The sequence below is a fragment of the Massilia sp. IC2-278 genome (genome assembly GCF_020708045.1).
GTDB lineage: Bacteria > Pseudomonadota > Gammaproteobacteria > Burkholderiales > Burkholderiaceae_D > Telluria.
Window position 1 is genome coordinate 296,090 of the sequence record NZ_JAJFES010000001.1, and the last position, 25,711, is coordinate 321,800.

Below are 25,711 nucleotides of genomic sequence, written 5' to 3' on the forward strand. Positions count from 1 at the left end.
GGGTGCGCGCCACGCGATTTCCTCTGCCGGTGTAGACTTGCTCCCGTAACAAGGTACATACGGAATGGAGGTAAGTTTTGCAAAGTGAAATCGTGATCGTGGGTGGCGGGGCAGGCGGGCTGGAGCTCGCGTGCAAACTGGGGCGCAAGCTGGGGCCGGCAAAGGTGATGCTGGTCGATACCCGGCTGTACCATATCTGGAAACCCTCGCTGCACGAGGTGGCGGCTGGCACCCTGGACATCCACCAGGAAGGCCTGTCCTACCAGATGCTGGCCCACGACAACGGCTTCACCTTCGTCTACGGCCCGATGACCGCGCTCGACGCGAACGCGCGCCGCATCACGGTCGGCGCGGTCAAGGCGTCCGACGGCGAGGACGTGCTGCACGAGCGCCGCATCGAGTACGGATCGCTGGTGATGTCAGTCGGCAGCACCTCGAACTACTTCGGCGTGCCGGGCGCGCGCGAACACACGATTTCCCTGAACGCCACCGAGGATGCCGAGCGCTTCCGCCTGCGCCTGCTGCGCCTGATGGCGGTGGCCGAGCAGGTGCGCGAGGAGCGGCCCGACGCCGCCGCCGCGCTGGACGTGGTGATCATCGGCGGCGGCGCCACCGGCGTCGAGCTGGCGGCCGAGCTGCGCGAAGCCTCGGGCGTGTATGCCACCTACGGTTTCTCGCGCCTGCAGGTCAAGCGCGACGTGCGCATCACCCTGCTCGAAGGCGCGCCGCGCATCCTGGCGCCGCTGCCCGAGCGGGTGTCGGCTTCGGCCCTGAAACTGCTGGGCGAGCGCGGCATCCAGGTGGTGACCGATTGCCGCGTCACCCAGATCGACCCGGACAAGGTGCTCGACAACGCCGGCAACGTGTATCCGGCCAACCTGGTGGTGTGGGCGGCGGGCATCCGCGCGCCGGAATTCCTGTCCACGCTGGGCCTGCCCACCAACAAGGGCGGCCAGATCGAGGTCGACGCGCAGTTGCGGGTGAAGGGCGTACCCGGCGTGTACGCGCTGGGCGATTGCGCCGCCTGCATCGACGAATCCGGCAAACCGGTGCCGCCACGTGCCCAGGCCGCGCACCAGCAGGCCGATTACCTGCTGAAGCAGTTCCTGCGCATCGCCGCCGGCAAGGCCTTCGACGAAAAGCCCTACCGCTACCGCGACTACGGCTCCCTGGTTTCGCTGGGCAAGACGACCAGCGTCGGCAACCTGATGGGTTCGCTGCGCGGGACCAGCTGGTTCGTCGAAGGCATGGTGGCGCGCTTCATGTACACCAGCCTGCACCTGATGCACCACAAGGCCGTGCTCGGCTCGATGCGCACCGGCGTACTGGCGATCGCGCGCTTCCTGATCCGCCGCACCACGCCGCTGGTGAAGCTGCACTAAGAGCCTATCTCAGTAGGCTCGAGTCGCTGCTGGCGCGCCTGACAAGCGGGGGCGGCGTTGCTCGTCGTTGCATGGAACCACCATGCGGCCTCCTCGCGCCTTGCCCGCGCTTGCCATGCTAACGCCATCCGCTTCCCCGTGCCTACTGAGATAGGCTCTAAGGCGGCATCGCGGGTAAGAGAAAGGCCGGCAATGCCGGCCTTGTTTTTATGCGCCCGGTACTTGCCGCGGCAACACCATCGTCAACGCCGTCCCGCCTTCGGGTCCCGGCCCCAGTGCCAGCGTCCCGCCCAGCGCCCGCGCACGCTCGCGCAGCAGGCGCAGGCCGTGGCAATGCAGCGATTCCGACGGCGCCGCCCCATCCGGCAAGCCGATGCCGTCGTCGCGCACGGTCAGCATCAACTGCTCGCCGTCGTCGTCCAGGATCACCTCGACCTTGCCCGCCTGGGCGTGGTGCAGCACGTTGCGCAAGCCTTCCTCGGCGCAGCGCAGCAGGGCCACGCCCTGGGCGCGTGCATAGCCGTCGTCGTCGTCGGGCAGGCTGGCGCTGGCCTTGACGCCGTGTTCCTGGCCGAACTCGGCCACCAGTTCGGCCAGCGCGGCCTTGATGCCCAGGAATTCGAGCTTGTCGTTCCACAGGCCCAGCTGCACCTTGCGGTTGGTTTCGATGATGTTGTTGAGCAGGCTCTTCATCTGGCTGGCGCGGTCCTTTGCCTTGTCTTCGCTCAAATTCTTTGCCAGCAGGCCCAGGTGCATGGTGAGGGCCGTCATCGACGAGCCGAGGCTGTCGTGCAGCTTGCGCGCCAGCAGGCGGCGCTCTTCGTCCCAGCAGCTCATCAGGTGACCGACCAGTTCGGTCAGTTCGGCAGTACGTTCGGCCACCTTGCGATCCAGTTCCGGGTCGGGGTGGTGCGGGTCCGGTGCAGTCATCGTCGGCTCGGTTAAATGTTTCCCAAATCATACAACAGAGTCGCCGGAGAAGCGCGCACTGACGCTGCATCCACGTTGAGCGTGCGCTTCCGAACAGTAGGCTCGCGCGTTTCGGCTCAGGCTGGAGGGGTAGTCAAAATTATTATATTCACAACCATCAAGGAGCTCACATGGCAACCAACAAGACCACCAGCGCGACCACCGGCATCGACGCCGTCGAGCTGTTGACCAAGCAACACCGCGAGGTCGAGGATCTGTTCGAGCAATTCGAGAAACTCGGCGACGACGCCAAGGACAAGAAGAAAAAGCTGGCCGAGGAAATCTGCAACGCCCTGACCATGCACACCATGATCGAGGAAGAAATCTTCTACCCGGCCACCCGCGCGGCGGGCGGCGAAGAGGAAGAGACCGAAGACATGGTCGACGAAGCCGTCGTCGAGCACGCGTCGGCCAAGGACCTGATCGCCCAGATCCAGGAAATGAGCCCCGAAGACGATTTGTACGACGCCAAGGTCAAGGTGTTGTCGGAAATGATCGACCACCACGTTGAGGAAGAAGAGAAGGAAATGTTCCCGAAAACGCGCAAGTTGAAACTGGACCTGGGCGTGCTGGGGGAAGAGATGAAGAAGCGGCAGGAAGAGATCGAAGCGTCGATGTGATTCGCGGCGCCCCGGTTACGGCCGGGAACGCTGACCGTACGGTGGGCACGCTGTGCCCACGCGGATGCTTGCCTGGTGATTGCTCCATTCTCGCGGTGGAGAATGCGTCTTAAAAACGGTATCAAAGAGCAGACCTAAGGCCGAGCGTGATTTCGCCGATGTTCAATCGATGACACCGCGTGGGCACAGGTGCCCACCCTACGAAAACCGCCGTTTCCCCAGTCGTGGCCCGCAGCGGCGCCGTTCAGCCCGCCGCCGTACGCAGCGGCGCCGGTTCCCCCAGCGCCCCCAGCAACTGCGCAATATCCACCGGCTTCACCAGGTGCATGTCGAAGCCCGCCTCCAGCACGCGGCGCTGGTCCTCGGCCAATCCATACCCGGTCAGCGCGATCAGCCGCATCGCCTGCGTGTCGGGATTCGCGCGCAGCCTGCGCGCCACCTCGTAGCCGTCGATACCCGGCAGTCCGATATCCACCAGCGCCACGCTCGGCAGCCGCGACAGGGCCTGCTGCACCCCATCGAGCCCGTCGGCCGACTGCAGCACCGGGTAACCATACACGTCGAGCATGGTCGCCATCATCTCGCGCCCATCTTCATTGTCCTCGATCAGCAGCACGGCCGGCTTGGCGCAGTCCGGTTCCGGCGCGGCGGCGCCCGGTGTGCTGGCCTGGGCCGGCTCGGCGCGCGGCAGGCGGATAGTAAAGGCGCTGCCGGCGCCGCCGCCGGCGCTGGTGGCCGACACGCTGCCGCCGTGCAGCTCGACCAGGCGCCGCACCAGCGACAGCCCGATGCCCAGCCCGCCCTGAGCGCGGTCGAGGCTGATGCTACCCTGTACGAACACGTCGAACACGTGCGGCAGCAGATCGGGTGCGATGCCGACGCCGGTGTCGCTCACCGTCAGCAGCACGTCCTCGTCCTCGGCGCCGATGCGAATCGCAATGCTGCCGCCGGCCGGGGTGTATTTCAGGGCGTTGTCGATCAGATTGGTGGCGATCTGCTCGAGCCGGGTCGGGTCGCCGTCGACCCAGTTCGGCGCCAGGTCGACGTCGATGCGGTAGCCGGCGGTGCGGCCGGTGGCGCGGAAGGTGTCGAGGCAGGCGCCGACCAGGCTGGCCATGTCCACCGGGCGCCGCGCCAGCAGGATCTTGCCGGACATCGCGCGCGACAGGTCGAGCAGGTCGTCGACGATGCGCGACAAGTGCTGGCTCTGGCGCCCGATGATCTGGCGCGCGCGGCTGGCCGTATCGAGGCCGGCGCCGGGCATGTCGATCAGGGCGGCGGCGCTGCTGATCGCCGACAGCGGGTTGCGCAGCTCGTGGCCGAGCATGGCCAGGAATTCGTCCTTGGCGTGGCTGGTGCGCTCGGCGGCCTGGCGCTCTTCGATCTCGCGCATCAGGCGCTCGTTGGTCGCGGTCAGTTCGAGGGTGCGCTGGGACAGGTCCTCGGTCTGGCGCCGCAGTTGCTCGTTCTTGTTGGCCAGGGCCACGAACACCGACACCTTGGCGTGCAGGATCTGCGGGATCACCGGCGTGAACAGGAAGTCGGCGGCGCCGCGCTGGTAAGCCTTCAGGCGGTCGATCTCGTCGGCCAGGAAGGCGGTCACGAAAATGATCGGGATGTCGGCCGAGCGCGCGCGCTGGTGGATCGCCTCGGCGGTCTCGAAGCCGTCCATGCCGGGCATGTTGACGTCGAGGATGATGACGGCGAAGTCGTGCAGCAGCACCTGGCGCAGCGCATCCTGACCGGAGCGCGCCGAGAGCACCGTGTAACCGGTGTCGGAGGCCCATTGGTCGAGCAGGCTGGTCAGGGCCAGCAGGCTGGCCGCGTCGTCGTTGACGACCAAGATCTTCGGTTTGGCGGTGGTGAGCACGTCGTTCCTGCTGCGGTTGTCGGGGCGTAGGGCCTGGCCTCGGCCGGTTAAAACAAGGATAGCAGAGTAGCTGCTGTCCAATGCGCTTTCCTATGGTAAAGACACGGCTGAGCGGCGTCGAATGATATCACGGCAATTTGCAATATTCGGGGGCAATCGTGCGCCTGATTGCACGGAGCTTGCGCGCTTCGTGTACGGCACCGCACATACGGTTTCGCGGGGCCATGCGATAGTGGAAGCGTGTCCGGTTCAACCGTGTCAATGGAGGACAGGCGCGCTCACTTGAAAGGACAAAAACATGAATATCAATACCATCGTCAACGAACAGTTCCACGGCAAATCGTTCAAGGAACTGGTAGATTGCCCGCTGACCGCACTGTGCGGCATCGGTCCGAACCAGGCCAAGGCCCTGGAAGACGCATTCGGCGTCACGACCATCGGCCAGCTGGCCGGCTTGAAGGTGGTCGCCCATGCCGTCGCCATCGAAATGATGGCCGGCGTGGAAACCCAGCCGCAGGGTGACGCGGCCAAGGAAACCCTGCTCGACGACGCCGTCGAGATGACCTTCCCGGCCAGCGACCCGATCTCGGTCGACGCCGGCATCACCCGCATCGAAGTCGCCCCGGACAAGGTCGACGCCAGCCGCGACCACCAGGGCGCGGTTGCGATGGCGGCGCACAACGAGCAGGCCGTCGGGGAATCGTGCATCGGTTCGAAGGACAAGGAACCGGGCAGCGCCTGATCGTTCGGTAACACCGTTCCAGGCCACGGCGCCTTGGGGCCCGCATCGCGCGGACCTCAAGGCGCCGTTGTTGTTTACAGGGTAGACGGGTTTCCCGTCCACGCGTTCGACGCACGGTGACACGGCGAGACAGTCCGCAGGATGGTTGAACGCGTGGACGGCATAGGCGTCCACTCTACCGCTTCGTGGCATCGCAGGACAAATAAAAACGGCGCCGGGCTGGTGGGCCGGCGCCGTGGAAGGCGGGTGTCCGCTCGGGGCGGCTGGCGGGGCTTCAGCGGTGCTGAGCCAGCTCAGCCACCTGCTTTGGGGGCGATTTCGCGGCCACCTGGCGCGCTCCTCCGGCCGTCGAGCAGAAACGGTTCTTGCCGGCGCGCTTGGCTTCGTACAGCGCGTAGTCGGCAATGCTGATCAGGGCGTCCACCGATTCGGCGTCGTCCGGGTAGATGCTGATGCCGATCGAGGTCGACAGGCGCAGCGTCAGGTCGTTGATGAAGTAGGGCTCGGACAGCGCCTCGACCAGCTTCGCCGCCGGCCCCTGCGCGTCGGCCAGGCTGTGGATGTCGCCCAGCACCACCATGAATTCGTCGCCGCCCAGGCGCGCCACCGTGTCTTCCTTGCGGGAAGTCGACAGCAGGCGCTGCGAGACCATTTTCAGGATGTCGTCGCCGTAGGCATGGCCGTAGGTGTCGTTGATCGCCTTGAAGCCGTCCAGGTCCAGGTACATGATCGCGGCCTTGGCATGGCTGCGGTTGGCGTGCTGGAGCGCGGTTTCGATGCGGTCTTCCAGGAGGCGCCGATTCGGCAGGCCGGTGAGGGCGTCGTGCAGGGCCAGTTCCTGCTGGGCCTTGGAATACTGGGCCAGCTCTTTATAGAGCAGGCGCACTTCGAGCATGTTGTGGATGCGCTTGTGCACTTCCAGCAAATCGAAGGGCTTGCTGATGAAGTCGCGCGCGCCCGCTTCCAGGGCCGCGATCTTGAAACTCGGCTGCGCCGTGAGGGCCAGCACCGGCAGGTAGCCGCCTTTTTCGATTTCCTTCAGGCTTTTCATGACCTGGAAACCGTTCAGGCCGGGCATCTGCAGGTCCAGCAGGATCAGGTCGTAGTTATGCTCGCGGTGCAGCGGGCACACCTGTTCAGGCTCCATGGTCGAGCTGACATCGGTGTAGCCCTCTTCGGACAATATCTCTTCCATCAGCTCGATATTGTCGGGCGAATCGTCTACGACCAAAATCTTGGCGTTCAAAATGTCTTGTCTGCTCGGCATGCTTCTCTCGTCGAAATAGGTACTGGAAGGACACAAATTTCACTAAGGAATCCGACTTTCCCATCCAGGCTAGTCTAGCAAAAGCACCAAAATTTCTTGTAGGACAGCGCCGCGTGCGCGGGTAGGATCATCACAATTTTGATTTGCCCGGCGCCGGACGCACCAATGATGCCACGGCAGCGATCAGTTCGCTCGGTTCCACGGGCTTGGAAATGTGCGAATTGAACCCGGCTTCGAGCGCGCGCAGGCGGTCTTCCGAGCGGGCAAAGGCGGTCAGGGCCACCGCCGGTAGCAGGCCGCCACGGTCGCGCCCCAGGCTGCGCACCCAGGACAGCAGTTCGAAGCCGTCCACTTCGGGCATGCCGAGGTCGCTGATCAACAGATCGGGCAGGTCCGCGCGCAGGGCGTCGAAGGCTTCGCGCGCGCTGGCGGCGATGCGCACCCGGGCGTGGCAATCGGTGAGGATGCGCGCGATCAGTTCGCGCGCGTCGCGGTCGTCGTCGACCACCAGCACCGACACGCCGCCCAGGTCGCGCAGGGTGAGTTCCGGCGTGGCCGGATTCGGCGCGCCAACCAAGCCGGCGCGCGAACGCCGGGTGGGCGGCGCCGCCTTGGACAGGGGCAGCTCGATCGAGAAGCTCGACCCCAGGCCTTCGCCGGCGCTCTCGGCACGCACCGTGCCGCCGTGCTGCTCGATCAGGTGCTTGACGATGGACAGGCCCAGGCCCAGCCCGCCGTGGCGGCGCGTCATCGAGGCGTCGGCCTGGCGGAAGCGCTCGAACACGTGGGTGATGAATTCCGGCTTGATGCCGGCGCCGGTGTCGCGCACCGTGATCAGGACCGAATCGCCGCGCCGTCCCAGTTCCACCGCCACCTGGCCGTCGCGCGGGGTGAACTTGATGGCGTTCGACAGCAGGTTCCACACCACCTGCTGCAGGCGCGCCGGGTCGCCGGCAATGGTGCCGGGGTCCGGGTCGTAATGCTTTTCGAGGCGGATGTTCTTGGCGTCGGCCGCCGGGCGAACGGTCTCGATGGCGGCGTCGAGGAAGCCGGCCGGGGACAGGTTCTGGATGTCGAGCAGCACCTTGCCCGAGGTGATGCGGCTCATGTCGAGCAGGTCTTCGATCAGCTGGGCCTGCGAGCGCGCATTGCGTTCGATGGTCTGCAAGCCGCGCTGGCGGTCGGCCTCGTCCTTGCCGCCGCGGCGCAGCACCTGGGCCCAGCCGAGGATGGCCGAGAGCGGGGTGCGCAGCTCGTGCGACAGGGTGGCCAGGAATTCGTCCTTCATCTGGCTCGAGCGCTCGGCCTCGGCGCGCGCCTCGCGTTCGCTCTCCAGCAGCACCTTGCGTTCCTCGGCGGCCTGCTGGGCCGCTTCGTACAGGCGGGTATTGTCGAGCGCTACCGCGGCCTGGGCGGCAATGCCGCGCACGATGCGCTCGGTGCGTTCGGTGAACACGCCCGGTTCCGGGTGGCCGAAGAACATGGTGCCGATCGCTTCGCCGCTGGCGGCCGTCACCGGCACCGACAGGTAGCTTTTCACGACCGGCTGGCCGGACAGCATGCCGAACTGCGGCGGCGCCGGGCCGTCGTGCCCATCGCTGCCGATGTCGGTCGAGCGCACCAGGCCGGCGCCGCGGAAACCGGCGCCGAACAGGGCGGTCGCATGCGGCTCGCCGAAGCTCTGGAATTCGTTGGCGCTGCCGCCCGAGACGGTGTACAGCGAGAACTTCGGTCCTTCGCCTTCCTTGCCGTGGTAGAAGAAGGCGCCGAAGCGGGCGCCGGCGATGCCGCTGGCGGCGTCGGTGGCCACCTGCAGCAGCGAGCGCAAGTCGCGCGTCGAGGCCAGGGCGCTGCCGGTGCTGTTGAGCAGCTCCAGCACCTTCGATTCCTCGCGCAGGGCCTGCTCGGCGCGCTTGACCTGGTCGACGTCGGTATTCGTGCCGAACCAGCGCACCACTTTGCCGCGCCGGTCGCGCACCGCGTTCACGCGCGTCAGGAACCAGCGGTACTGGCCGTCGGCGCCGCGGATCGGGTATTCCATCTCGAAGGGTTCGCCGGTGCGCAGCGAGCTGGCCCAGTGTTCCTGCATGGCCGGCAGCACGGCTGGGTCGACCGTGCCTTGCCAGCCCCAGCCGGCCGCGCCCTCGGGCGTGGTGCCGGTGTATTCGTACCAGCGCTCGTTGAACCAGACGATGGCGCCGTCGGGCTCGGCCATCCAGGCCAGCTGCGGTATGGTATTGGCCAGCGCGCGCAGCACTTCCTCGCTCTGGCGCAGGCTGTCCTCGGCAATCTTGCGCGACGACACGTCCTGGACCACGCCGGTCATGCCGATCACGCTGTCGCGCAGCGCCGGGTTGGTGTAGTCGGCGCGCCCGACCAGGGCGATCCAGCGCGACTGCCCGCCGTCGGGCAGCAGCCGGCATTCGATGTTCAAATCGGTATGGGTGGCAAACGCGTGCAGGACCGCGCGGCGCACCGCCTCGCGGTCGGCCTCGTCGAGGCGCGCGCGCAGGTGCGGCCAGGCCAGCGGCACTTCCGCTTCCAGGCCGAGGATGGTGGCGGCGCGCTCGCCCAGCAGCACGCGGTCGCTGGCGGCGTCCCAGCGCCAGTCGCCCAGGCGGCCGGCGGCCAGGGCCACCTGCAGGCGGCTGTTGCCGTCGATCAGGGCCTGCTGGTCGATGCGGCGCTGGGTGATGTCCTGGAAGTACAGGGTCAGGCCGTCGGGCGAGGGATACATGCGCGCCTCGACCCAGATCGCCAGGCGCTGGTAGAAGAACTCGCGCGTGCCCATCTGGCGCGATTCCATGGCCTGGACCAGGTTGCTGGCCAGGTTGGTGCCCTGCAGTTCGTCGAACTCGTCCCACAGGCTCTTGCCGAGCAGGCCTGCACGGGTCTTGTTCAGCGGCGCCAGCATGTCGAGCGCGCGGCCGTTGATGTAGGTGATGCGCCAGTCGAAGTCGACCGCGCAGAAGGCGTCGGTCAGGCTTTCGAGCATGTTCTCCATGCGCTCGTTGGCCTGGCGCAGGGCTTCCTTGGCGGCCATCAGCTCGGCCTCGGCGCGCTGGCGCGCGGCCAGTGCATTGCCGGCATTGCGCAGGGCGGCCGAGCGCATCATTTCGAGATCGTCGCGGTTATCGCTCACGCGCGGCTCCCCGTGCCGGAGGCGGGCGGCTGCATGGTCCTGCCAACGGACAGGCTGGAAATCGGGGTGGACATCGGGATGGAGATCATGGTCAGCAGCGCGCGCGGCGAAACTCGGCCTGGAACCATTCTAGCCCAGCCGCTCGCGCGGGATGCACACGCTTGGGCACTCAGGCGCCCGCCCGCAGCTGGTTGCCGACCTGGTTCAGCGCATTCTGCAGCTGGTCGAGTTCGTAGGGCTTTTGCAGCGACTGGTAAGGGAAGTCGAGATGCTTGAGCAGCATGTCGCCGTAGCCCGAGGCGAAGATCACCTTCAGGTGCGGATACAGGCGCATCGCTTCGCGCGCCAGGTCGACGCCGGACATGCCGGGCAGGCTGACGTCGGTGAACAGCACGTGGTAGCGCCCGGCCGCCAGGCGCGCCAGGGCATCGTCCGGATGGGCCACGCCGTCGGCTTCGTAGCCGAAGGCCTTGAGCATCTCGCAGACCAGGTATTGCGAATCGAGGTTGTCTTCGACCACCAGCACGTTCAGGGTGCCGATTTCCTCGGCAACAGCAGCCGATGCCTCGGCCGCGGTGGCGGGCGCCAGCATGCACAGCACGCCGGCCACCGCGCCATCCTGTAGCAGCGGGGTGAAATGCAGGTCGTACTGGCCGACGCTGGCATTGCCGAAGTTCACAGTCACGCCGGCGACCTGCACCGCTTCGCCGCGCCAGGCGCGCGCCGCGCCTTCCTGTCCGGCCTGCAGCGGCGGCGGCATGATGGCGGGCACCGAGCCGCCGGGCACGCGGCCATAGCCGGGGCCGGCGAGTGCGCCATACGCCTCGTTGCACAGGAGGACGGACTGCGGGCCCCATTGCAGCAGCATCGGCAGCGGGGTGTTGAACATCAGCCCGGCGGCGATGCGCAGCGGCTGCGGCCAGGCGGACGGGTCGCCGACCGTGCTGGTGCTCCAATCGTAGGTGGAAACGGAGGGTGCGGGCTTACCGGGAGCGGACATGGACGACGGCCTGTTGTGTATTCGAAAACATGGCCGAATCCTACACTAAACGGCGCGTCTCTGTCGGCGCGCAAGTGTGTGCGGGGAAAGGCAGTGCGCGCGCGGATGGCAAAAAAAAGCCCGCTCGGAGAGGAGCGGGCTGAATCTATTTCCTTGCGGGGAATAGAGGAGACAGGTGCAATTATGCTGCTCCGCAACAAAAGTTTCCAATTTATATTTGTAATGACAGATATAGTGTCTCTATATGGCTGTAACAAGCTTGTAACAGTCGGACAGCCCATGGCAGCTCTCCCTATGCGGCCGGAATCCCCCGCGCACGGCAGCCGCACACGCTTGGTGCACGTCAGAAAATGTTTTACCATGGCAAATATGTTAAAACGATGTCTGCCGACTTGCGCCTTTGCGGGGCTACTCACGGTGTTCCCCGATGTCCAGGCCCAGGAGGGCGGGTCGCTGGCCGACTATTCGCTCGAACAATTGGCCGATGTGGTCGTGACCTCGGTGGCGCGGCAGGAAACGCGCCTGTCCGAAGCGCCGGCCTCGGTATTCGTGATCAGCGGTACCGATATCCGTCGCTCCGGCGCAACAAGCCTGCCGGAAGCGCTACGCCTGGCGCCGAACCTGCAGGTGGCGCGCGCCGACGCCCACGACTACGCCATCAGCGCGCGCGGCTTCGGCTCGACGCTGGCCAACAAGCTGCTGGTGCTGATCGACGGCCGCAGCGTGTATTCGCCGCTGTTTTCCGGCGTGTTCTGGGATACCCACGACGTGGTGATGGCCGACATCGAGCGCATCGAGGTCATCAGCGGCCCCGGCGCCACCATCTGGGGCGCCAACGCCGTGAACGGCGTCATCAACATCATCACCAAGTCGGCGCGCGACACCCAGGGCAAGCAGCTGGTGGTGCGCGGCGGCGCCGAGGGCGCCAGCGCTTCCTTGCGCCACGGCGGCGAAACCGCGAGCGGCGGCCACTACCGCGCCTATGCCAAGCTGGTCCGCCACGACGACATCGGCCGCGAGGACGGCAGCGTCAGCGGCACCGGCTGGCGCCGCCAGCAGGCGGGCTTTCGCACCGACTGGGACGGCGAGGGCCGCAGCACGACCGTCAGCGGCGACGTGTACGACGGCAAGCTCGACGAGCTCGGCGAACAGGACACCCGGCTTGCCGGCGCCAACCTGGTGGCGCGCTCGCTGCGCACCCTGGCCGACGGCTCGACCCTGCGCCTGCAGGCTTACCTCGACCACACACGGCGCGAGCAGACCCTCGGCGCCCAGCGCCTGGAAACGATCGACCTCGAAGCCCAGCACAACCTGCGCGCCGGCGAGCGCCACAGCCTGGCCTGGGGCGGCGGCTACCGCATCAGCCGCGACCGCATCCGCAGCAGCCCCTGGCTGAGCATGCTGGACGAGAACAAGACCCTGCGCTGGGCGAACCTGTTCGTGCAGGACGAGATCGCTCTCACCGGCACCCTGCGCGCCACCGCCGGCATCAAGGCCGAGCACAATGTGTACACCGGCGTCGAGTGGCTGCCGAGCGCGCGCCTGGCCTGGAACACGGGGCCGAACGCGCTGGCCTGGGCGGCGCTGTCGCGCACGGTGCGCGCGCCGTCGCGCATCGACCGCGACCTGCGCCTGGCCGCCGGCATCGCGCCCGGCGGAGGGCCGCGCTACGTCGTCGAGGGCGGGCCGGGCTTCGAATCCGAGACCGCACGCGTGATCGAGTTCGGCTACCGCGCCCAGCCGGCGCCGGCGATCTCGTATTCGGCCACCCTGTTCCACAGCGAGTACGACCGCCTGCGCACGCTGGAACTGCGGCCGCGCATGCCGGCGCAGTTCGAGAACCATGCCAGGGGGCGCGTGAGCGGCCTGGAGACCTGGGCCAGCTGGCAGGTGCTGCGCGGCTGGCGCCTGTCGGGCGGCGCCGTGTTCCAGGACGTGCGCATCCGCACCGACGAGGCCAGCCGCGATCTGTCGCGCCTGCTGGGCCTGACCAGCAACGACCCGAAACACTACTGGAGCCTGCGTTCGGCGCACGAGCTGGGCGCCGATTTGCAACTCGATGTCGCGCTGCGGCACGTCGGCAGGCTGACGCGCCCCGCCGTACCGGGCTATCATGAGCTCGACGCGCGCATTGCCTGGCAGGCCAGGCCGAACCTCGAGTTCGCCCTGGTCGGGCGCAACCTGCTGCACGACCGGCATGCCGAATTCGGCGAGCCGGGCCTGCGCCAGACCTTCGAGCGCAACGTGGGCTTCAGCGCGATCCTGCAATTTTAAGCGGCCAATGATTCGACACCGATCCTTATTCTCTTCCACGCCGCCCGCCGGGATGCCCGCCGCCGCGGCGCGGCCGCTTGCCGTCGCGCCGGCGTATCCGCCCGGGCGCTCGTGGTGGCGTCCGGCGGGCCTGGCCGGCTGGACCCTGGCCTGCGCCGCGGCGCTGTTCACGGCCGCGGCGGCCGGTCCATCGCCGGCGCTGGCCCAGAACGGCGTCGCCAGCCAGGCCCTCGAGCGCCGCGTCAAGGCGGCCTTTATCTATAAATTCCTCGGCTATGCCGAATTCCCGGCCGGCGCCTTTGCCGACCCCGGCGCACCGGTCACGATCGGCGTGGTCGGTTCCGACGAAATGGCCGCCGAGCTGGCGCGCGTGGTGGCCGGGCGCAACGTGGGCGGGCGCCCGGTCGTGGTGCGCCAGCTGCGCGAAGGCGAGGGCGGCAACGCCGTGCACCTGCTGTTCGTGGCCGGCAGCGACAGCGCGCGCGCCGGCCGCATCCTGAAAAGCAGCCCGCCGGCGCTGCTGCCGGTCACCGAGTGCGAATCCGGCCTGCAGCAGGGCAGTGTCATCAATTTCCGGATCGTCGACGAGCGCGTGCGCTTCGACGTATCCCTCGATTCAGCAGAGAGAAATAACGTGAAACTCAGTTCGCGACTGCTCACCGTCGCCAACCGCGTCGTGAAGGGGAATTCCTGATGAACGCGCACGATACCGGTTCCGTCCGCAGCAAACTGATCAAGATGGCGGTGTTCACCACGCTGGCGGCCCTGCTGTCGGCCTCGATCGCCATGCTGGTGCTCGACTTGCGCACCTTCCAGCGCCTGTGGATCGACGACCTGACCACCCAGGCCGACATCATGGCCAGCGTCACCGCGCCGGCCCTGGCGTTTTCCGACGCCAAGACCGCCCAGCAACAGCTGGCGGTGCTGCGCGCGCGCCCGCAGATCCTGTCCGGCGCCGTCTTCACCGCCTCGGGTTCGCGCTTCGCCAGTTACGTGAAAGCCGGCAGCGACCAGGTGCTGCCGACGCGTCCGCGCGCGGCCGGCTACCTGATCGAGCGCGGCGGGCTCGAGGTCTGGCACAACATCGTCGAGAACGGGGAACTGGTCGGCACGGTCTACCTGCGCTCGCGCTACGGCCTGGTCGACCGCCTGCTGAACTATGGGGCGATTCTCGGCGGCGTGATGCTCGGCGCCCTCGTCATTGCCGGCCTGGTGGCCTCGCGCCTGCAGGCGGCCATCACCCGCCCGCTGGAAGCGGTGACGAACGTGGCGCGCCAGGTGATGCAGCAGCGCGACTTCACGCTGCGCGTACCGGGCAATAACAGCGGCGAGATCGGGGTGCTGGTCGACGCCTTCAACGACATGCTGGCGGAAATCGGCCGCCGCGCCGACGCCCTGCAGGCCGCCAACCGCACCCTGGAACACGAGATGGACGTGCGCCAGAAGGCCGAAGACGCGCTGATCGTGGCCGACCGTCGCAAGGACGAATTCCTCGCCACCCTGGCGCACGAGCTGCGCAACCCGCTGGCGCCGATCCGCACCGGCCTCGACATCCTGCGCATCCGCAGCGGCGACGCCCAGGCCACCCAGCGCGCCACCGACATCATGGAACGCCAGCTGCGCCAGATGGTGCGCCTGGTCGACGACCTGCTCGACGTTTCGCGCATCAATACCGGCAAGTTCGCCATCAAGATGGGCCGGGTGGAACTGAAAGCGGTCGTCAACGACGCGCTGGAGGTAGTGCGCTCCTACATCGAGCTGCACGGTCACGAGCTGGTGCTGGACCTGCCGGACCGCCCGGTCTTCCTGCACGGCGACGCCACGCGCCTGGCGCAGATCCTGTCGAATTTGCTGAACAACGCCGCCAAGTACACCAACCGCGGCGGACGCGTGACCTTGTCCGGCCACGTCGAGGACAAGACCCTGGTGCTGGAAGTAACGGATACCGGCATCGGCCTGGCGCCCGAGATGCTCGATTCGGTGTTCGAGATGTTCGTGCAGGTCGACTCGACCCTGGAGCGGACCAACGCCGGCCTGGGCGTGGGCCTGTCGCTGGCGCGCAAACTCGTCGAGCTGCACGGCGGCACGATCACCGCGCGCAGCGAGGGCCTGGGCCGCGGCTCCTGCTTCTCGGTGCGCCTGCCGATCGTGGTCGAGCCGGAGCCGCTGAGCAAACCGACGCCGGCCGCCTTCATCAGCACCGAAACCTACCGCATCCTGCTGGCCGACGACAACGTCGACTTCGTCAACAGCATCGGCGCGCTGCTCACCGCCATGGGGCACAGCGTGGTCATTACCCACAACGGGCCGGATGCGCTGGCGGCCGCCGCGCGCTTCTGCCCGGACTACGCCTTCCTCGACATCGGCCTGCCGCAAATGTCGGGCTACGACCTGGCGCGCGGCATCCGCAAGCTGTCGTGCGGCGCCATGACGGCCCTGATCGCGGTCACCGGCTGGGGGCAGGAAAAGGACCGCCAGCTGGCCTTCGAGGCCGGCTTCGACCACCACATGGTGAAACCGGTGCGCTTCGAGCAGATCGAGGAAATCCTGGGCAACCGCAGCATCATCAAGAAGCTCAGGACCTGAAGCGGGAGCAGGGTTTCTCGCGGATGAAAAAAACGGAGACGCATGCGTCTCCGTTTTTTCGCCTGGGCGGCGAACCCGGCCGTGGAATCAGCCGCGTTTGGCCTGGCGGCGCCGCGCCAGGAAGCCCAGGATGCCCAGGCCGCCCAGCATCATGCCGTAGGTTTCGGGCTCCGGCACCGGCGCCAGCATGATCGCGCCGCCAAAGGAGGCGCCTTCGCCCGAGACGACGTTGCCGTCGACCCGCAGGTAGTAGTCGCCGACGGCCAGGCCGTCGCCGGCCACCGTCCACACGTCCACCGCGCCCGACTGCAGCGAGGTCCCGGTGCTGACCAAGGTGTCGTTGCCGTCGTAGATCCAGAGCCCGGTGATGTCCAGCCCGACGCCGGCCGAGCGGCTGACCGAACCGACGATGGCGTCGACATTCACCCCCAGCGCCTCGTCGACCGTGAAAGTGAAGCGGTCGGCGAAGGTGGCGCCGCTGTTGCCCGCTTCCAGGCTGTCGCCGAAGAAGGCGGAGTCGTCCACCAGGTCGAGTGCCTGCGGCGAATTCCCGATGACCTGGGCCTGCGCCGCCGTCGAGCCCAGCGACGCGCCTGCCAGCACGACCGCAGCGAGTAAAGCGCTTCGTAAAGTGGGTTTTCTCATAGCATCCTCACGCGTAAGTCGGCCGCGGCTGCGGCCGGATTGTGGCAATCGGGGATGTTTATGCTAGCAAGCGGCGAAGCGCTACGGGAAACCGATGCTGAGGTGTGACGTTTCAGGAACAGCAGTGCTCAGCGGAACATAATTCCATGAGGCGAGGAATTACAGGTTCTGCCAGAGGGAGAGCGGATGATCTCGTTTTGTTGAGAAAAAGATCATGAGCATTGCTGGGATGACGTCAGTGTGATCCTACAAAAAGAGAAGTGTCTCTCCTGTGCAGAGCTTAGGGCTATTTAAGCGAATCGCTTGACCGCACGATGAAAAGAAGCAGGGAGGGTAGCGCAATGCCAGCCTGGATGCAAAACCGGAGGCGGAAAGAAAAATGGCTCAGAATTTCTTCTGAGCCATTTCCTTGAAAAAGTTGGTGCGGCTGGCAGGAATCGAACCCACGACCCCTTGGTTCGTAGCCAAGTACTCTATCCAGCTGAGCTACAGCCGCCCGAGGCACGCATTATAGCGGCACATCCGAAAAATGGGAAGGCTTGCATCCATCGTGACTTGGCGCCGGCATGTCGACTTCGAAAACGGCCACTTTCCCGATGCCTGGGTCATGTGCGTCCGCTATCGACCCAGGCGGTCAGCTGCTCCCCGTGGATGCGCGCGCCAGCCTGCTCGCTTGATCGGAAGCCGACGATACCAGGCGGTCGGCAACGACGTCGCCTCGAACCGGGCCTTCTACCAGCTCGGCACATTCACGCATCCGATTTCGCAGTTCGGCCATGCGTGCAGTCGGCTCGGGCTGTATTGCCCACGCACGTTCGGAGGGCCATTGGGCGTACGCAAAATAATGGCCATCGGCGCACCGATGCAAACGCGACCCCAGGCCGCCTCGCTCGTCGCGTATCAATTTGGTCAATTCCAGCCAGGCTTGCTCGAAGTCCGGCTCACGGCCGGGAGCGACTTTCCATCTGAAGTAAATTGCGTGCATACGATATGGTCGGGTTGGCCGATCCCGGCTTTGCGGCGGGACCGAATTGCCCAGTGTACGAGTTTGTTGCTATCGGCACAAACAAAGGCGCCGATGCGGCAGGAGAGGGGAATGGCCGATGCTTCCGATAGCGCCGGCATCGATGCGGCGCGCAAAACGAAAAAGGCCAGATCTCGCGATCTGGCCTTCATATTCGTGGTGCGGCTGGCAGGAATCGAACCCACGACCCCTTGGTTCGTAGCCAAGTACTCTATCCAGCTGAGCTACAGCCGCCCGAGCACGCATTATAGCGGGGCGGCTTCGAAAAGGGAAGCGAGCGGATGAAGCGCAGGCTCGTGGCCATTGGCGAGCAAATCGGCGTGCACGCTGGCGATGCCCTGCGGGATCGTCAGCCTTGGGGCTTGGTTGGATTGAATCATGTCGCCTAGCGCATTTCTCCTCGGCTGGTAACTCGCAGTGTGCATAGGTATTCCAGATACCCTGAATTAACTGATGACTTTAAAATAATGACAATTTTATATATTGGAGCGCAGTAATGGCGAATCGCGTTTATCTGTTGGGCGTGGATCAGGACTTTTTCGCAAGCGATGAGCCTGGGCTGCATCAGTTGCTGGAGGCCGAATATTGCCTGCCCCTGTTGTGGCTGTCGTTGTACCGGAAGAGAGATATACGCCTGTACCAGCAGGTTCCGCTGTTGCTGGCCTCGCGCGAGCAGGCCCTGGCCAATTTCGATGCGCGCCGTGCCGCGCTGGCAGCGTTCCTGGGCGGGTCGTCCGCCACCTTGCTCGACCAGTTCCGCCAGTTTATCGAGCAGAACGCATTTGCCAACTACATGGTCAACACCTATGAGCTCGACATGATGGAAGACGACGGTGTCTTCCATGAGCAGCTGCAGGGCTATATGGATGAGCTTGAAGCCATTGTCGAAGGCAGCTTTGAATCGAGAGAATTGCCGGTGCTCCTGCAGGCGGACGACGGGCTTGCCGAGTATCCCTACGTCGGCAACGCCCTGCCATTGTGCGGGTTCAGCTATGACCTTCCTCTGCCATGGGAGGCCAGGGCGGCCTGAGCCTTGCGCGCAAAGCGCCCAAAACGAAAAAAGGCCAGATCTTGCGATCTGGCCTTCATATTCGTGGTGCGGCTGGCAGGAATCGAACCCACGACCCCTTGGTTCGTAGCCAAGTACTCTATCCAGCTGAGCTACAGCCGCCCGAGGCACGCATTATAGCGGCACTTATTGTTTTATGGAAGCATCAATTGCGAGGATAACCACGCAGGGCAGGGCTGCAGCATCTTTCCCCACCCGCCATGATGAAAAACCGGTTCGGAAAAACGAAAAAGGCCAGATCTTGCGATCTGGCCTTCCGTATTTCTTGGTGCGGCTGGCAGGAATCGAACCCACGACCCCTTGGTTCGTAGCCAAGTACTCTATCCAGCTGAGCTACAGCCGCCCGATGCACGCATTATAGCAGTGTCATCCCCATCGGGGAAGTCTTAATTTATTACAACTCTTTGGCGGCATCTGGTAGATTGATCGCATCTGTTTCGGATACTGATACTTATGCTGGGGTTCACCACATGGCGTGGCGCCTTGCGCGCAGTCGCCTGCCTGCTGCTGGCGAGCATTTTCGCGAATGCCGCCCACGCCACCGCGCCGCGCAACCTGCGTTTCGAACGCCTGTCCATCGAGCACGGCCTGACCCAGGAATCGGTGCTTACCATCCTGCAGGACCGCCAGGGCTTCATGTGGTTCGGCACCCAGGCTGGCCTGAACCGCTACGACGGCTACCGCATCACCGCTTACCGCAACGACCCGCGCGACCAGGCGTCGCTGCCCGACGGCTACGTCAACGCCTCGCTCGAAGACGCCGAAGGGCGGCTCTGGTTCGGCACCAAGGGCGGGCTGGCGCGCCTCGATCCGGCCAGCGGCAAGTTCGTGCGCTATACCCTGCTCGACGCCGGCGCCGGCGAACGCGCCAACCGCAGCGTCAACGCGATCGCCGCCGACCGCCACGGCATGCTCTGGCTCGGCACCAGCGACGGCCTGAAGCGCTTCGATCCGCGCACCGGCAGCTTCACCACCATCCGCCAGCCCGGTAGCCGCCTCGGCACCACGGGCGACCACATCGTGAACGCGCTGGCTTTCGATGCCCAGGGCACGCTCTGGGTCGGGACCCTGGAAGGCGTCGCGCGCCTGGCGCCGGGTGCGGACCGGCTGGTCTATTTCGCTCCCCTGAACGGCGACCCGCGCCGGGCGCGCGTGATGGCGCTGGCCATGGGGCCGCGCGACACCCTGTGGGTCGGCACCGACGCCGGCATCGAGGAATGGCGCCCCGGCGTCGGCGCGGGCGAGCCGCAGCGGCGCGCCGTCGGTCCGGACGAAGGCATGGGCGACCTGCGCGTGCTGACGCTGTACATCGATGCCGGCGGCACGCTCTGGGTCGGCACCGAGTTCGACGGGCTGAAGTGGCGCGAGCCGGCCAGCGGCCGTTTCGTGTCCTATCGCAACCGCGCGCTCGACCAGCACAGCCTGTCCGACAACCAGGTGGCGGCAGTGCGCATCGACCGCACCGGCACGCTCTGGGTCGGCACCCGCTTCGGCGGTGTCAGCCGCACCGACCTGGCCAGCGGCGGCTTCTCGCACTTCAGCTACGAACCCGAAAGCGGCTACCAGAACGGCTACAAGAAGGTGCGCGACATCGCCGTGCGCGCCAACGGCGAGCTGTGGGTCGGCACCTCGGGCGGCGGCCTGCTGCTGTCCGACCCGGCCAGCGGCCGTACCCGCGCGCTGCGCCACGAAGCCGGCAATCCGCGTTCGCTGCCGAGCGACGCCGTGCACAGCCTGTCGATCGCCGATGGCCGCCTGTGGGCCAGCACGCCGGCCGGCCTGGCCTGGTGCCGGGAGGCCGGCGGCGACTTCCACCGGGTCGACCTGGGTCCGGACGGAAATGCCGCGCTGGTGCAGGCGGTGATGAAAACTCGCGACGGCGCCACCTGGGTGGTGTCGCGCGCCGGCCTGTATCTGCTCGGCCCCGACCTGGCGGTGCGCCGCTCATGGCGCCACGATCCGGCCGACCCGGCGAGCCTTGGCGACAACCGCATCTTCGCCATGGCCGAGGACAAGGACGGCATCCTGTGGGTCGGCACCGACAATGGCCTCGATCGCTTCGACCGCGCCACGAACCGCTTCACCCATTACCGCCACGACGACGCCGACCCCGACAGCCTGCGCCACGACCGCATCCACGACGTGATGGTGAGTAGCAAAGGCGAGCTGTGGCTGGGCACGGCCGGCGGCCTGCACCGCATGGAGCGCGGCCCCGGCGGCAAACCGGTGTTCCGCCACTTCACGATCACCGACAGCGGCCAGGCGGTGCCGATCGGCGCCGTGCTGGAAGACGGCGCCGGGCGCCTGTGGGCCAGCACCACCGTCGGCCTGTCGCGCATCGATCCCGCCACCGGCCAGTACAAGCACTACGCCGCCAAGGATGGCCTGATCGACGGCACGTATTTCGTCGGCTCGGCGGCGCGCGGGCCGGACGGGCAGCTGCATTTCGGCGGCGTCGCCGGCATGAATTCCTTCCAGCCCGATGCGATCCGCGACAACCCGTATCCGCCGGTGGTGCGCATCACCGGCTTCACGGTGTTCAACAAGCCGCGCGCGCTGCCCCAGGGGACGGTGACGCTGCCGTCTCGCGAGTCGGTGTTCGCGCTCGAATTCGCGGCCCTGCACTACGCGGCGCCGGGCAGCAACCGCTATGCCTACCGGCTGGAAGGCTTCGACGAGGCCTGGGTCGAGACCGATGCCGGTAAACGCTTTGCCAGCTACACCAACCTGGACGCCGGCGACTATGTGTTCCGGGTGCGCGCCAGTAACAAGGACGGCGTCTGGAGCGAGGCGCCGGCGTCGCTGGCGATCACCATCACGCCGCCCTGGTGGAAGACCTGGTGGTTCCGCCTGCTGGCGGTGGCGCTGCTGGGCGCGGCGGGGCTGGCCGCCTACCGCTACCGCATCCGCGCGCTGGTCCAGCAAAAGGGCTGGCTCGAGCGCCAGGTGAATGCGCGCACCGCCGAGCTGCTGCTGCAAAAGGACGCGGCCGAGCGGCGCAAGCGCGAGGCCGAGCAGCAGAAGGACGTCGCCGACCAGGCGCGCCGCAACATCGCCCTGCTGTCCGACATCGGCCGGCGCCTCACCGCCAACCTCGACATCGAGGCCATCATGGACACCCTGCACGAGCACGTGCAGGTACTGATGGATGCGCCGGTGTTCGCGGTGGTGGTAGCGCGCGGCGAGAGCGCAGGCGAGGGCGCGCTCGACATTCCGTATGCGGTGGTCGATGGCCGCCGCTGCGGCCCCTCGGTGCGCGAGCGGCGCGACCCGGCCTCGCTGGCCGCCTGGAGCATCGAGCACGGGCGCGAAGTCTTCGTCAACGACCTGGACCGCGAATCCGGACGCTACCTGCCCGGCGCCACGCCGGACGAAGTGGCGGCGGCCGCCTTGCCTTGCGCCGACGGCGACCTGCCGCCGCGCGCGCTGCCGCGCTCCCTCCTGTTCCTGCCGGTGGCGGTGGGCCAGCGCGTGCTCGGGGCGCTGGCGGTGCAGAGCTATGCGCGCGGCGCCTACCAGCGCGTGCACCTGGACATGCTGCGCACGCTTGCCGCCTACGTCGGCGTGGCGCTGGACAACGCCCAGGCCTACCGCCAACTGAAGGATGCCCAGACCCAGCTGGCGGCCCAGGAAAAGCTGGCCTCGCTCGGCTCGCTGGTGGCCGGCGTGGCGCACGAACTGAATACGCCGATCGGCAACAGCCTGCTGATGGCCAGCACCCTGCACGACAAGACGGCCGCCATCCACGCCGCGCTCGACGGTTCTGCCCTGCGCCGCTCGGAGCTGTCGGCCTACATCGGCGCCGCGCACGAAGCCTCGGAGCTGATCATGCGCAGCCTGCACCAGGCGGCGGAACTGGTGAACAGCTTCCGCCAGGTGTCGGTCGACCAGGCCAGCGCCCAGCGGCGCCGCTTCGACCTGGCGCGCGCCTGCCAGGAAATCCTGGCCACCATGATGAACACGGTGCGCATGGCCGGCCACACCCTGGTCCTCGAGGTGCCGGACGGGATCGTGATGGACAGCTATCCGGGCCCCTTCGGCCAGGTGATCATCAACTTCGTCAACAACGCGCTGCTGCACGCCTTCGAGCGGCCCGGCGGGCAGATGCGCCTGTCGGCGCGCCAGCTCGACGCCGCCTGGGTCGAGCTGCGCTTCGCCGACGACGGCCGCGGCATCGCGCCCGAGCACCTGGCGCGCGTGTTTGACCCCTTCTTCACCACGCGCATGGGCCAGGGCGGCACCGGCCTGGGCCTGAACATCGCGCACACCATCGTGACTTCGCTGCTGGGCGGCTCGATCCGGGTCGAGAGCACGCCGGGCGAGGGCACCGTCTTCATCCTCGCGCTGCCCCTGGCGCCGGCCGAGGCGCGCCCGCTGACACCACCTGCTTCCCATTCCACCGACGAGAGGAAACTGCACGCATGAGTATCATCACGACCATCGAAGACCTGCGCGTCCTGGCCAAGCGGCGCGTGCCGCGCATGTTCTACGACTACGCGGACGCCGGCTCCTGGAGCGAATCGACCTACCGCGCCAACGAGACGGACTTCGCCGCCATCAAGTTCCGCCAGCGCGTGGCCGTCAACCTGGTCGACCGCAGCCTGAAAAGCACGATGGTGGGCCAGGAAGTGGCGATGCCGGTGGCCCTGGCGCCGACCGGGTTGACCGGCATGCAGCATGCCGACGGCGAGATCCTGGCGGCGCGCGCGGCCGAGAAGATCGGCGTGCCGTTCACGCTCTCGACCATGAGCATCTGCTCGATCGAAGACGTGGCGGCGCGCACCACCAAACCGTTCTGGTTCCAGCTGTACGTGATGAAGGACCGCGATTTCATCAACCGCCTGATCGACCGCGCCAAGGCCGCCAACTGCTCGGCGCTGGTGCTGACGCTGGACCTGCAGGTGCTGGGCCAGCGCCACAAGGACATCCGCAACGGCATGACCGCGCCGCCGAAGCTGACGATTCCGAACATGATGAACCTGGCGACCAAGCCGCGCTGGTGCCTGAACATGCTGCGCACGCCGCGCCGCCACTTCGGCAACATCGTCGGCCATGCGAAGAGCGTGTCGGACATGAGCTCGCTCTCGTCCTGGACCTCGCAGCAGTTCGATCCGGCGCTGAGCTGGCGCGACGTGGAGTGGATCAAGAACCGCTGGGGCGGCAAGCTGATCATCAAGGGCATCATGGACAACGAGGACGCGCGCCTGTGCGTGGAAAGCGGGGCCGATGCGCTGATCGTCTCGAACCACGGCGGGCGCCAGCTCGACGGCGCGCAGTCGAGCATCGGGGCGCTGCCTGGCATCGTGGATGCGGTCGGCAAGCAGATCGAGGTGCACATGGACGGCGGCATCCGCTCGGGGCAGGACGTGATCCGCGCGCTGGCGCTGGGGGCCAAGGGCGTGTATATCGGCCGGCCCTTCCTGTACGGGCTGGGCGCGATGGGGGAGGCGGGCGTGGCGCGTTGCCTGGAGATCATCCGCAACGAGCTGGACTTGACGATGGCGTTCTGCGGGCTGCGCGATGTGACGCACGTGGACAGGAATATCCTGTTGCCGGGGACGTATTGAGACTGTTCGACGTGCGTATGGTGAACAGCGTGGACACAGGTGTCCACCCTACAACGGCGAACAGCGCGTAGGGTGGGCCGGGCCGCGCAAGGCACTTGTGCCCACGCGGTCTCATCGGTTGATCATCGGCGATTCAAACGACATTCGTCGGCCTTCCCGCCTCCCACGCCTCGATATTCCCCACCAACATATCCGCCAGCGTCTGCATCGCCCCGCCACTGGCCCACGCCACGTGCGGTGTGAGGATAAAGTTGGGCAGCCGTAGCCCCAGCAGCGGATTGTCCTGCCCCGGCGGCTCCTTGCTCAGCACGTCGAACCCGGCCCCGCCGATGGTGCGCCGCATCAGCGCCTCGGCCAGCGCCGCCTCATCCACCAGCCCGCCGCGCGCGGTATTGATCAGGAGCCCGGTCGGCTTCATCAGGCCCAGCTCGCGCGCCCCGATCATGTGGCGCGTCTGCTCGGTTAGCGGCAGGTGCAGGCTGATCACGTCGCAGGAGGCGAGCAACTCATCCAGCGGAACCTGCGTCACGTCCGCGTCCTCTACCGGCGAGCGCGAGGTGATGCAGACTTCCATCCCGAAGGCGCGCCCGATCTGCGCCACGCGCCGCCCCAGCGCGCCATAGCCGACGATGCCGAGCCGGCTGCCGGACAAGTCGCCGATCGGGTGGTCCAGCAGGCAGAAGCGGCTCGAATGCTCCCAGCGCCCGGCCTCGACGTCGGCGACGTAGGCGCGCAGGTTGCGGCGCAGGGCCAGCATCAGGGTGAAGCAGTGCTCGGGCACCGACACCACCGAGTAATCGCGGATGTTCGCCACCACGATGCCGCGTGCGCGGCAGGCGGCCAGGTCGACGTTGTCGGTGCCGGTGGCGGCCACGGCCACCATCTTCAGGTCCGGCAGCCGGGCGATGGCGTCGGCGCGCAGCGGCACCTTGTTGGTGATGGCGATGCTGGCGCCCTGCAAACGTTCGACCACCTGGTCGGGCGCGGTGGCCGCATGATCCTGCCAGTCGTGGGGAAAGGCGGGGCGGCGTACCTGGGCGATCAGGCTGTCGCGGTCGAGGAAGACGATCTTGTGCATGGCGCTCTCGGTGGGGAGGGATCAGGCAATTGTAGAGCATGCGACAAGTTATGCGGCATGCATCCTCGATGCGGGGACGAAAAAAAGACAGGGCGCACCCTGTCTTTTTTGGCGGTATATGGAGGGGGGCTCGAGCGGCCTTATTTGGTGGAGGCGGTGGTGCTGGCCTTGTGGTCGGCCGCATCGGCCTTGGCTTCGGCCTTGTCTTCCGCAGCGTCGGCCTTGGCCTCGGCTTTTTCCTTGGTGGCCTTTTTCTCGGCCTTGGCTTTCTTCTTGGCGGCGTCGGCCTTGGCTTCGGCGACATCCGACTTGGCCTCGGCCTTGGCCTTTTCTACCTTGGCATCGGCCTTCGCGACATCCTTGGCTTCCTTGGCCTCGGCCTTGGTGGCCGGGGTAGTTGCCTGGGTGGCGGTGCTCTGGGCGAAAGCCGAGGTAGCGAACAGGCCAGCGATCAGGGTAGCGACGATTTTGCTCAT

Annotated in this window: 18 protein-coding genes and 4 tRNA genes; 9 read left to right on the forward strand and 13 right to left on the reverse strand. The window is 66.7% G+C overall.

Annotated features, from left to right (window positions below; translation table 11 throughout):
* The first annotated feature begins 77 nt into the window (after window positions 1-77).
* Window positions 78-1,382 carry an NAD(P)/FAD-dependent oxidoreductase gene (locus tag LK540_RS01330; RefSeq protein ID WP_229435229.1) on the forward strand — a complete coding sequence of 435 codons (1,305 nt, stop codon included), beginning with the start codon at window positions 78-80 and terminating at the stop codon, window positions 1,380-1,382.
* Between the two features lie 207 nt (window positions 1,383-1,589).
* Here the strand turns inward: LK540_RS01330 and LK540_RS01335 are convergent, their stop codons facing one another.
* The gene (locus LK540_RS01335) at window positions 1,590-2,312 is read right to left on the reverse strand and encodes a sensor histidine kinase (RefSeq protein ID WP_229435230.1); all 723 of its coding nucleotides are present in this window, start codon (window positions 2,310-2,312) and stop codon (window positions 1,590-1,592) included.
* Window positions 2,313-2,482: 170 nt separating this feature from the next.
* Here LK540_RS01335 and LK540_RS01340 point away from each other — a divergent pair, with 170 nt between their 5' ends.
* Entirely contained in the window at window positions 2,483-2,971 is a 489-nt protein-coding gene (locus tag LK540_RS01340) for a hemerythrin domain-containing protein (RefSeq protein WP_229435231.1), read from the forward strand.
* A 244-nt stretch (window positions 2,972-3,215) separates the two neighbouring features.
* Here LK540_RS01340 and LK540_RS01345 read toward each other — a convergent pair whose 3' ends face one another.
* Window positions 3,216-4,841, reverse strand: coding sequence for a response regulator (locus LK540_RS01345; RefSeq protein WP_229435232.1), 1,626 nt, complete (start codon window positions 4,839-4,841; stop codon window positions 3,216-3,218).
* Between the two features lie 298 nt (window positions 4,842-5,139).
* Here LK540_RS01345 and LK540_RS01350 point away from each other — a divergent pair, with 298 nt between their 5' ends.
* Window positions 5,140-5,583: a hypothetical protein gene (locus tag LK540_RS01350; protein ID WP_229435233.1), complete on the forward strand. Its 444-nt coding sequence runs from the start codon at window positions 5,140-5,142 to the stop codon at window positions 5,581-5,583.
* Between the two features lie 274 nt (window positions 5,584-5,857).
* Here LK540_RS01350 and LK540_RS01355 read toward each other — a convergent pair whose 3' ends face one another.
* The 3 genes from LK540_RS01355 to LK540_RS01365 all read right to left on the reverse strand — a co-directional run bounded on the left by LK540_RS01355 (window position 5,858) and on the right by LK540_RS01365 (window position 10,992).
* The gene (locus tag LK540_RS01355; protein ID WP_229435234.1) at window positions 5,858-6,850 is read right to left on the reverse strand and encodes a diguanylate cyclase domain-containing protein; all 993 of its coding nucleotides are present in this window, start codon (window positions 6,848-6,850) and stop codon (window positions 5,858-5,860) included.
* Window positions 6,851-6,980: 130 nt separating this feature from the next.
* Entirely contained in the window at window positions 6,981-9,992 is a 3,012-nt protein-coding gene (locus LK540_RS01360; protein ID WP_229435235.1) for an ATP-binding protein, read from the reverse strand.
* Between the two features lie 169 nt (window positions 9,993-10,161).
* Window positions 10,162-10,992 carry a response regulator gene (locus tag LK540_RS01365; protein WP_229435236.1) on the reverse strand — a complete coding sequence of 277 codons (831 nt, stop codon included), beginning with the start codon at window positions 10,990-10,992 and terminating at the stop codon, window positions 10,162-10,164.
* 360 nt (window positions 10,993-11,352) lie between these two features.
* Here LK540_RS01365 and LK540_RS01370 point away from each other — a divergent pair, with 360 nt between their 5' ends.
* From LK540_RS01370 to LK540_RS01380, 3 genes are read left to right on the forward strand one after another with little or no spacing between them, the layout of a single operon-like run.
* Window positions 11,353-13,266 carry a TonB-dependent siderophore receptor gene (locus tag LK540_RS01370; RefSeq protein ID WP_229435237.1) on the forward strand — a complete coding sequence of 638 codons (1,914 nt, stop codon included), beginning with the start codon at window positions 11,353-11,355 and terminating at the stop codon, window positions 13,264-13,266.
* Between the two features lie 52 nt (window positions 13,267-13,318).
* Window positions 13,319-13,960 (forward strand): YfiR family protein, encoded by a 642-nt coding sequence (locus LK540_RS01375; protein ID WP_229435238.1) that lies wholly within the window; start codon window positions 13,319-13,321, stop codon window positions 13,958-13,960.
* Window positions 13,960-15,852, forward strand: coding sequence for an ATP-binding protein (locus tag LK540_RS01380; protein ID WP_229435239.1), 1,893 nt, complete (start codon window positions 13,960-13,962; stop codon window positions 15,850-15,852). The genes LK540_RS01375 and LK540_RS01380 overlap by 1 nt, the downstream gene beginning before the upstream one ends.
* An 87-nt stretch (window positions 15,853-15,939) precedes the next feature.
* On the opposite strand, the gene LK540_RS01385 is transcribed toward LK540_RS01380, so the two are convergent.
* From LK540_RS01385 to LK540_RS01395, 4 genes are all read right to left on the reverse strand, one after another.
* Window positions 15,940-16,497: an FxDxF family PEP-CTERM protein gene (locus tag LK540_RS01385; RefSeq protein ID WP_229435240.1), complete on the reverse strand. Its 558-nt coding sequence runs from the start codon at window positions 16,495-16,497 to the stop codon at window positions 15,940-15,942.
* A gap of 419 nt (window positions 16,498-16,916) precedes the next feature.
* Window positions 16,917-16,993 (reverse strand) — tRNA-Arg (locus tag LK540_RS01390).
* A gap of 138 nt (window positions 16,994-17,131) precedes the next feature.
* A complete protein-coding gene (locus LK540_RS25380; protein ID WP_374041307.1) occupies window positions 17,132-17,482 on the reverse strand; it encodes an antibiotic biosynthesis monooxygenase in 351 nt (116 codons plus the stop codon).
* A gap of 196 nt (window positions 17,483-17,678) precedes the next feature.
* Window positions 17,679-17,755 (reverse strand) — tRNA-Arg (locus tag LK540_RS01395).
* 262 nt (window positions 17,756-18,017) lie between these two features.
* On the opposite strand from LK540_RS01395, the gene LK540_RS01400 reads away from it, so the two are divergent.
* The gene (locus LK540_RS01400; protein ID WP_229435241.1) at window positions 18,018-18,551 is read left to right on the forward strand and encodes a hypothetical protein; all 534 of its coding nucleotides are present in this window, start codon (window positions 18,018-18,020) and stop codon (window positions 18,549-18,551) included.
* A gap of 64 nt (window positions 18,552-18,615) precedes the next feature.
* Here the strand turns inward: LK540_RS01400 and LK540_RS01405 are convergent.
* Together LK540_RS01405 and LK540_RS01410 are read right to left on the reverse strand one after the other, a co-directional pair.
* Window positions 18,616-18,692, reverse strand: a tRNA-Arg gene (locus tag LK540_RS01405).
* Between the two features lie 164 nt (window positions 18,693-18,856).
* A tRNA-Arg gene (locus LK540_RS01410) sits at window positions 18,857-18,933 on the reverse strand.
* Between the two features lie 110 nt (window positions 18,934-19,043).
* Between LK540_RS01410 and LK540_RS01415 the strand changes: the two genes are divergently transcribed.
* Both LK540_RS01415 and LK540_RS01420 read left to right on the forward strand, forming a co-directional pair.
* Window positions 19,044-23,015 (forward strand): two-component regulator propeller domain-containing protein, encoded by a 3,972-nt coding sequence (locus LK540_RS01415; protein WP_229435242.1) that lies wholly within the window; start codon window positions 19,044-19,046, stop codon window positions 23,013-23,015.
* Entirely contained in the window at window positions 23,012-24,157 is a 1,146-nt protein-coding gene (locus tag LK540_RS01420) for an alpha-hydroxy acid oxidase (protein WP_229435243.1), read from the forward strand. Before LK540_RS01415 ends, LK540_RS01420 begins: the two co-directional genes overlap by 4 nt.
* Window positions 24,158-24,290: 133 nt before the next feature.
* On the opposite strand, the gene LK540_RS01425 is transcribed toward LK540_RS01420, so the two are convergent.
* Window positions 24,291-25,235 (reverse strand): D-2-hydroxyacid dehydrogenase, encoded by a 945-nt coding sequence (locus tag LK540_RS01425; protein ID WP_229435244.1) that lies wholly within the window; start codon window positions 25,233-25,235, stop codon window positions 24,291-24,293.
* A gap of 140 nt (window positions 25,236-25,375) precedes the next feature.
* On the reverse strand, window positions 25,376-25,711 hold the full coding sequence (locus tag LK540_RS01430; RefSeq protein ID WP_229435245.1) for a hypothetical protein: 336 nt from the start codon (window positions 25,709-25,711) through the stop codon (window positions 25,376-25,378).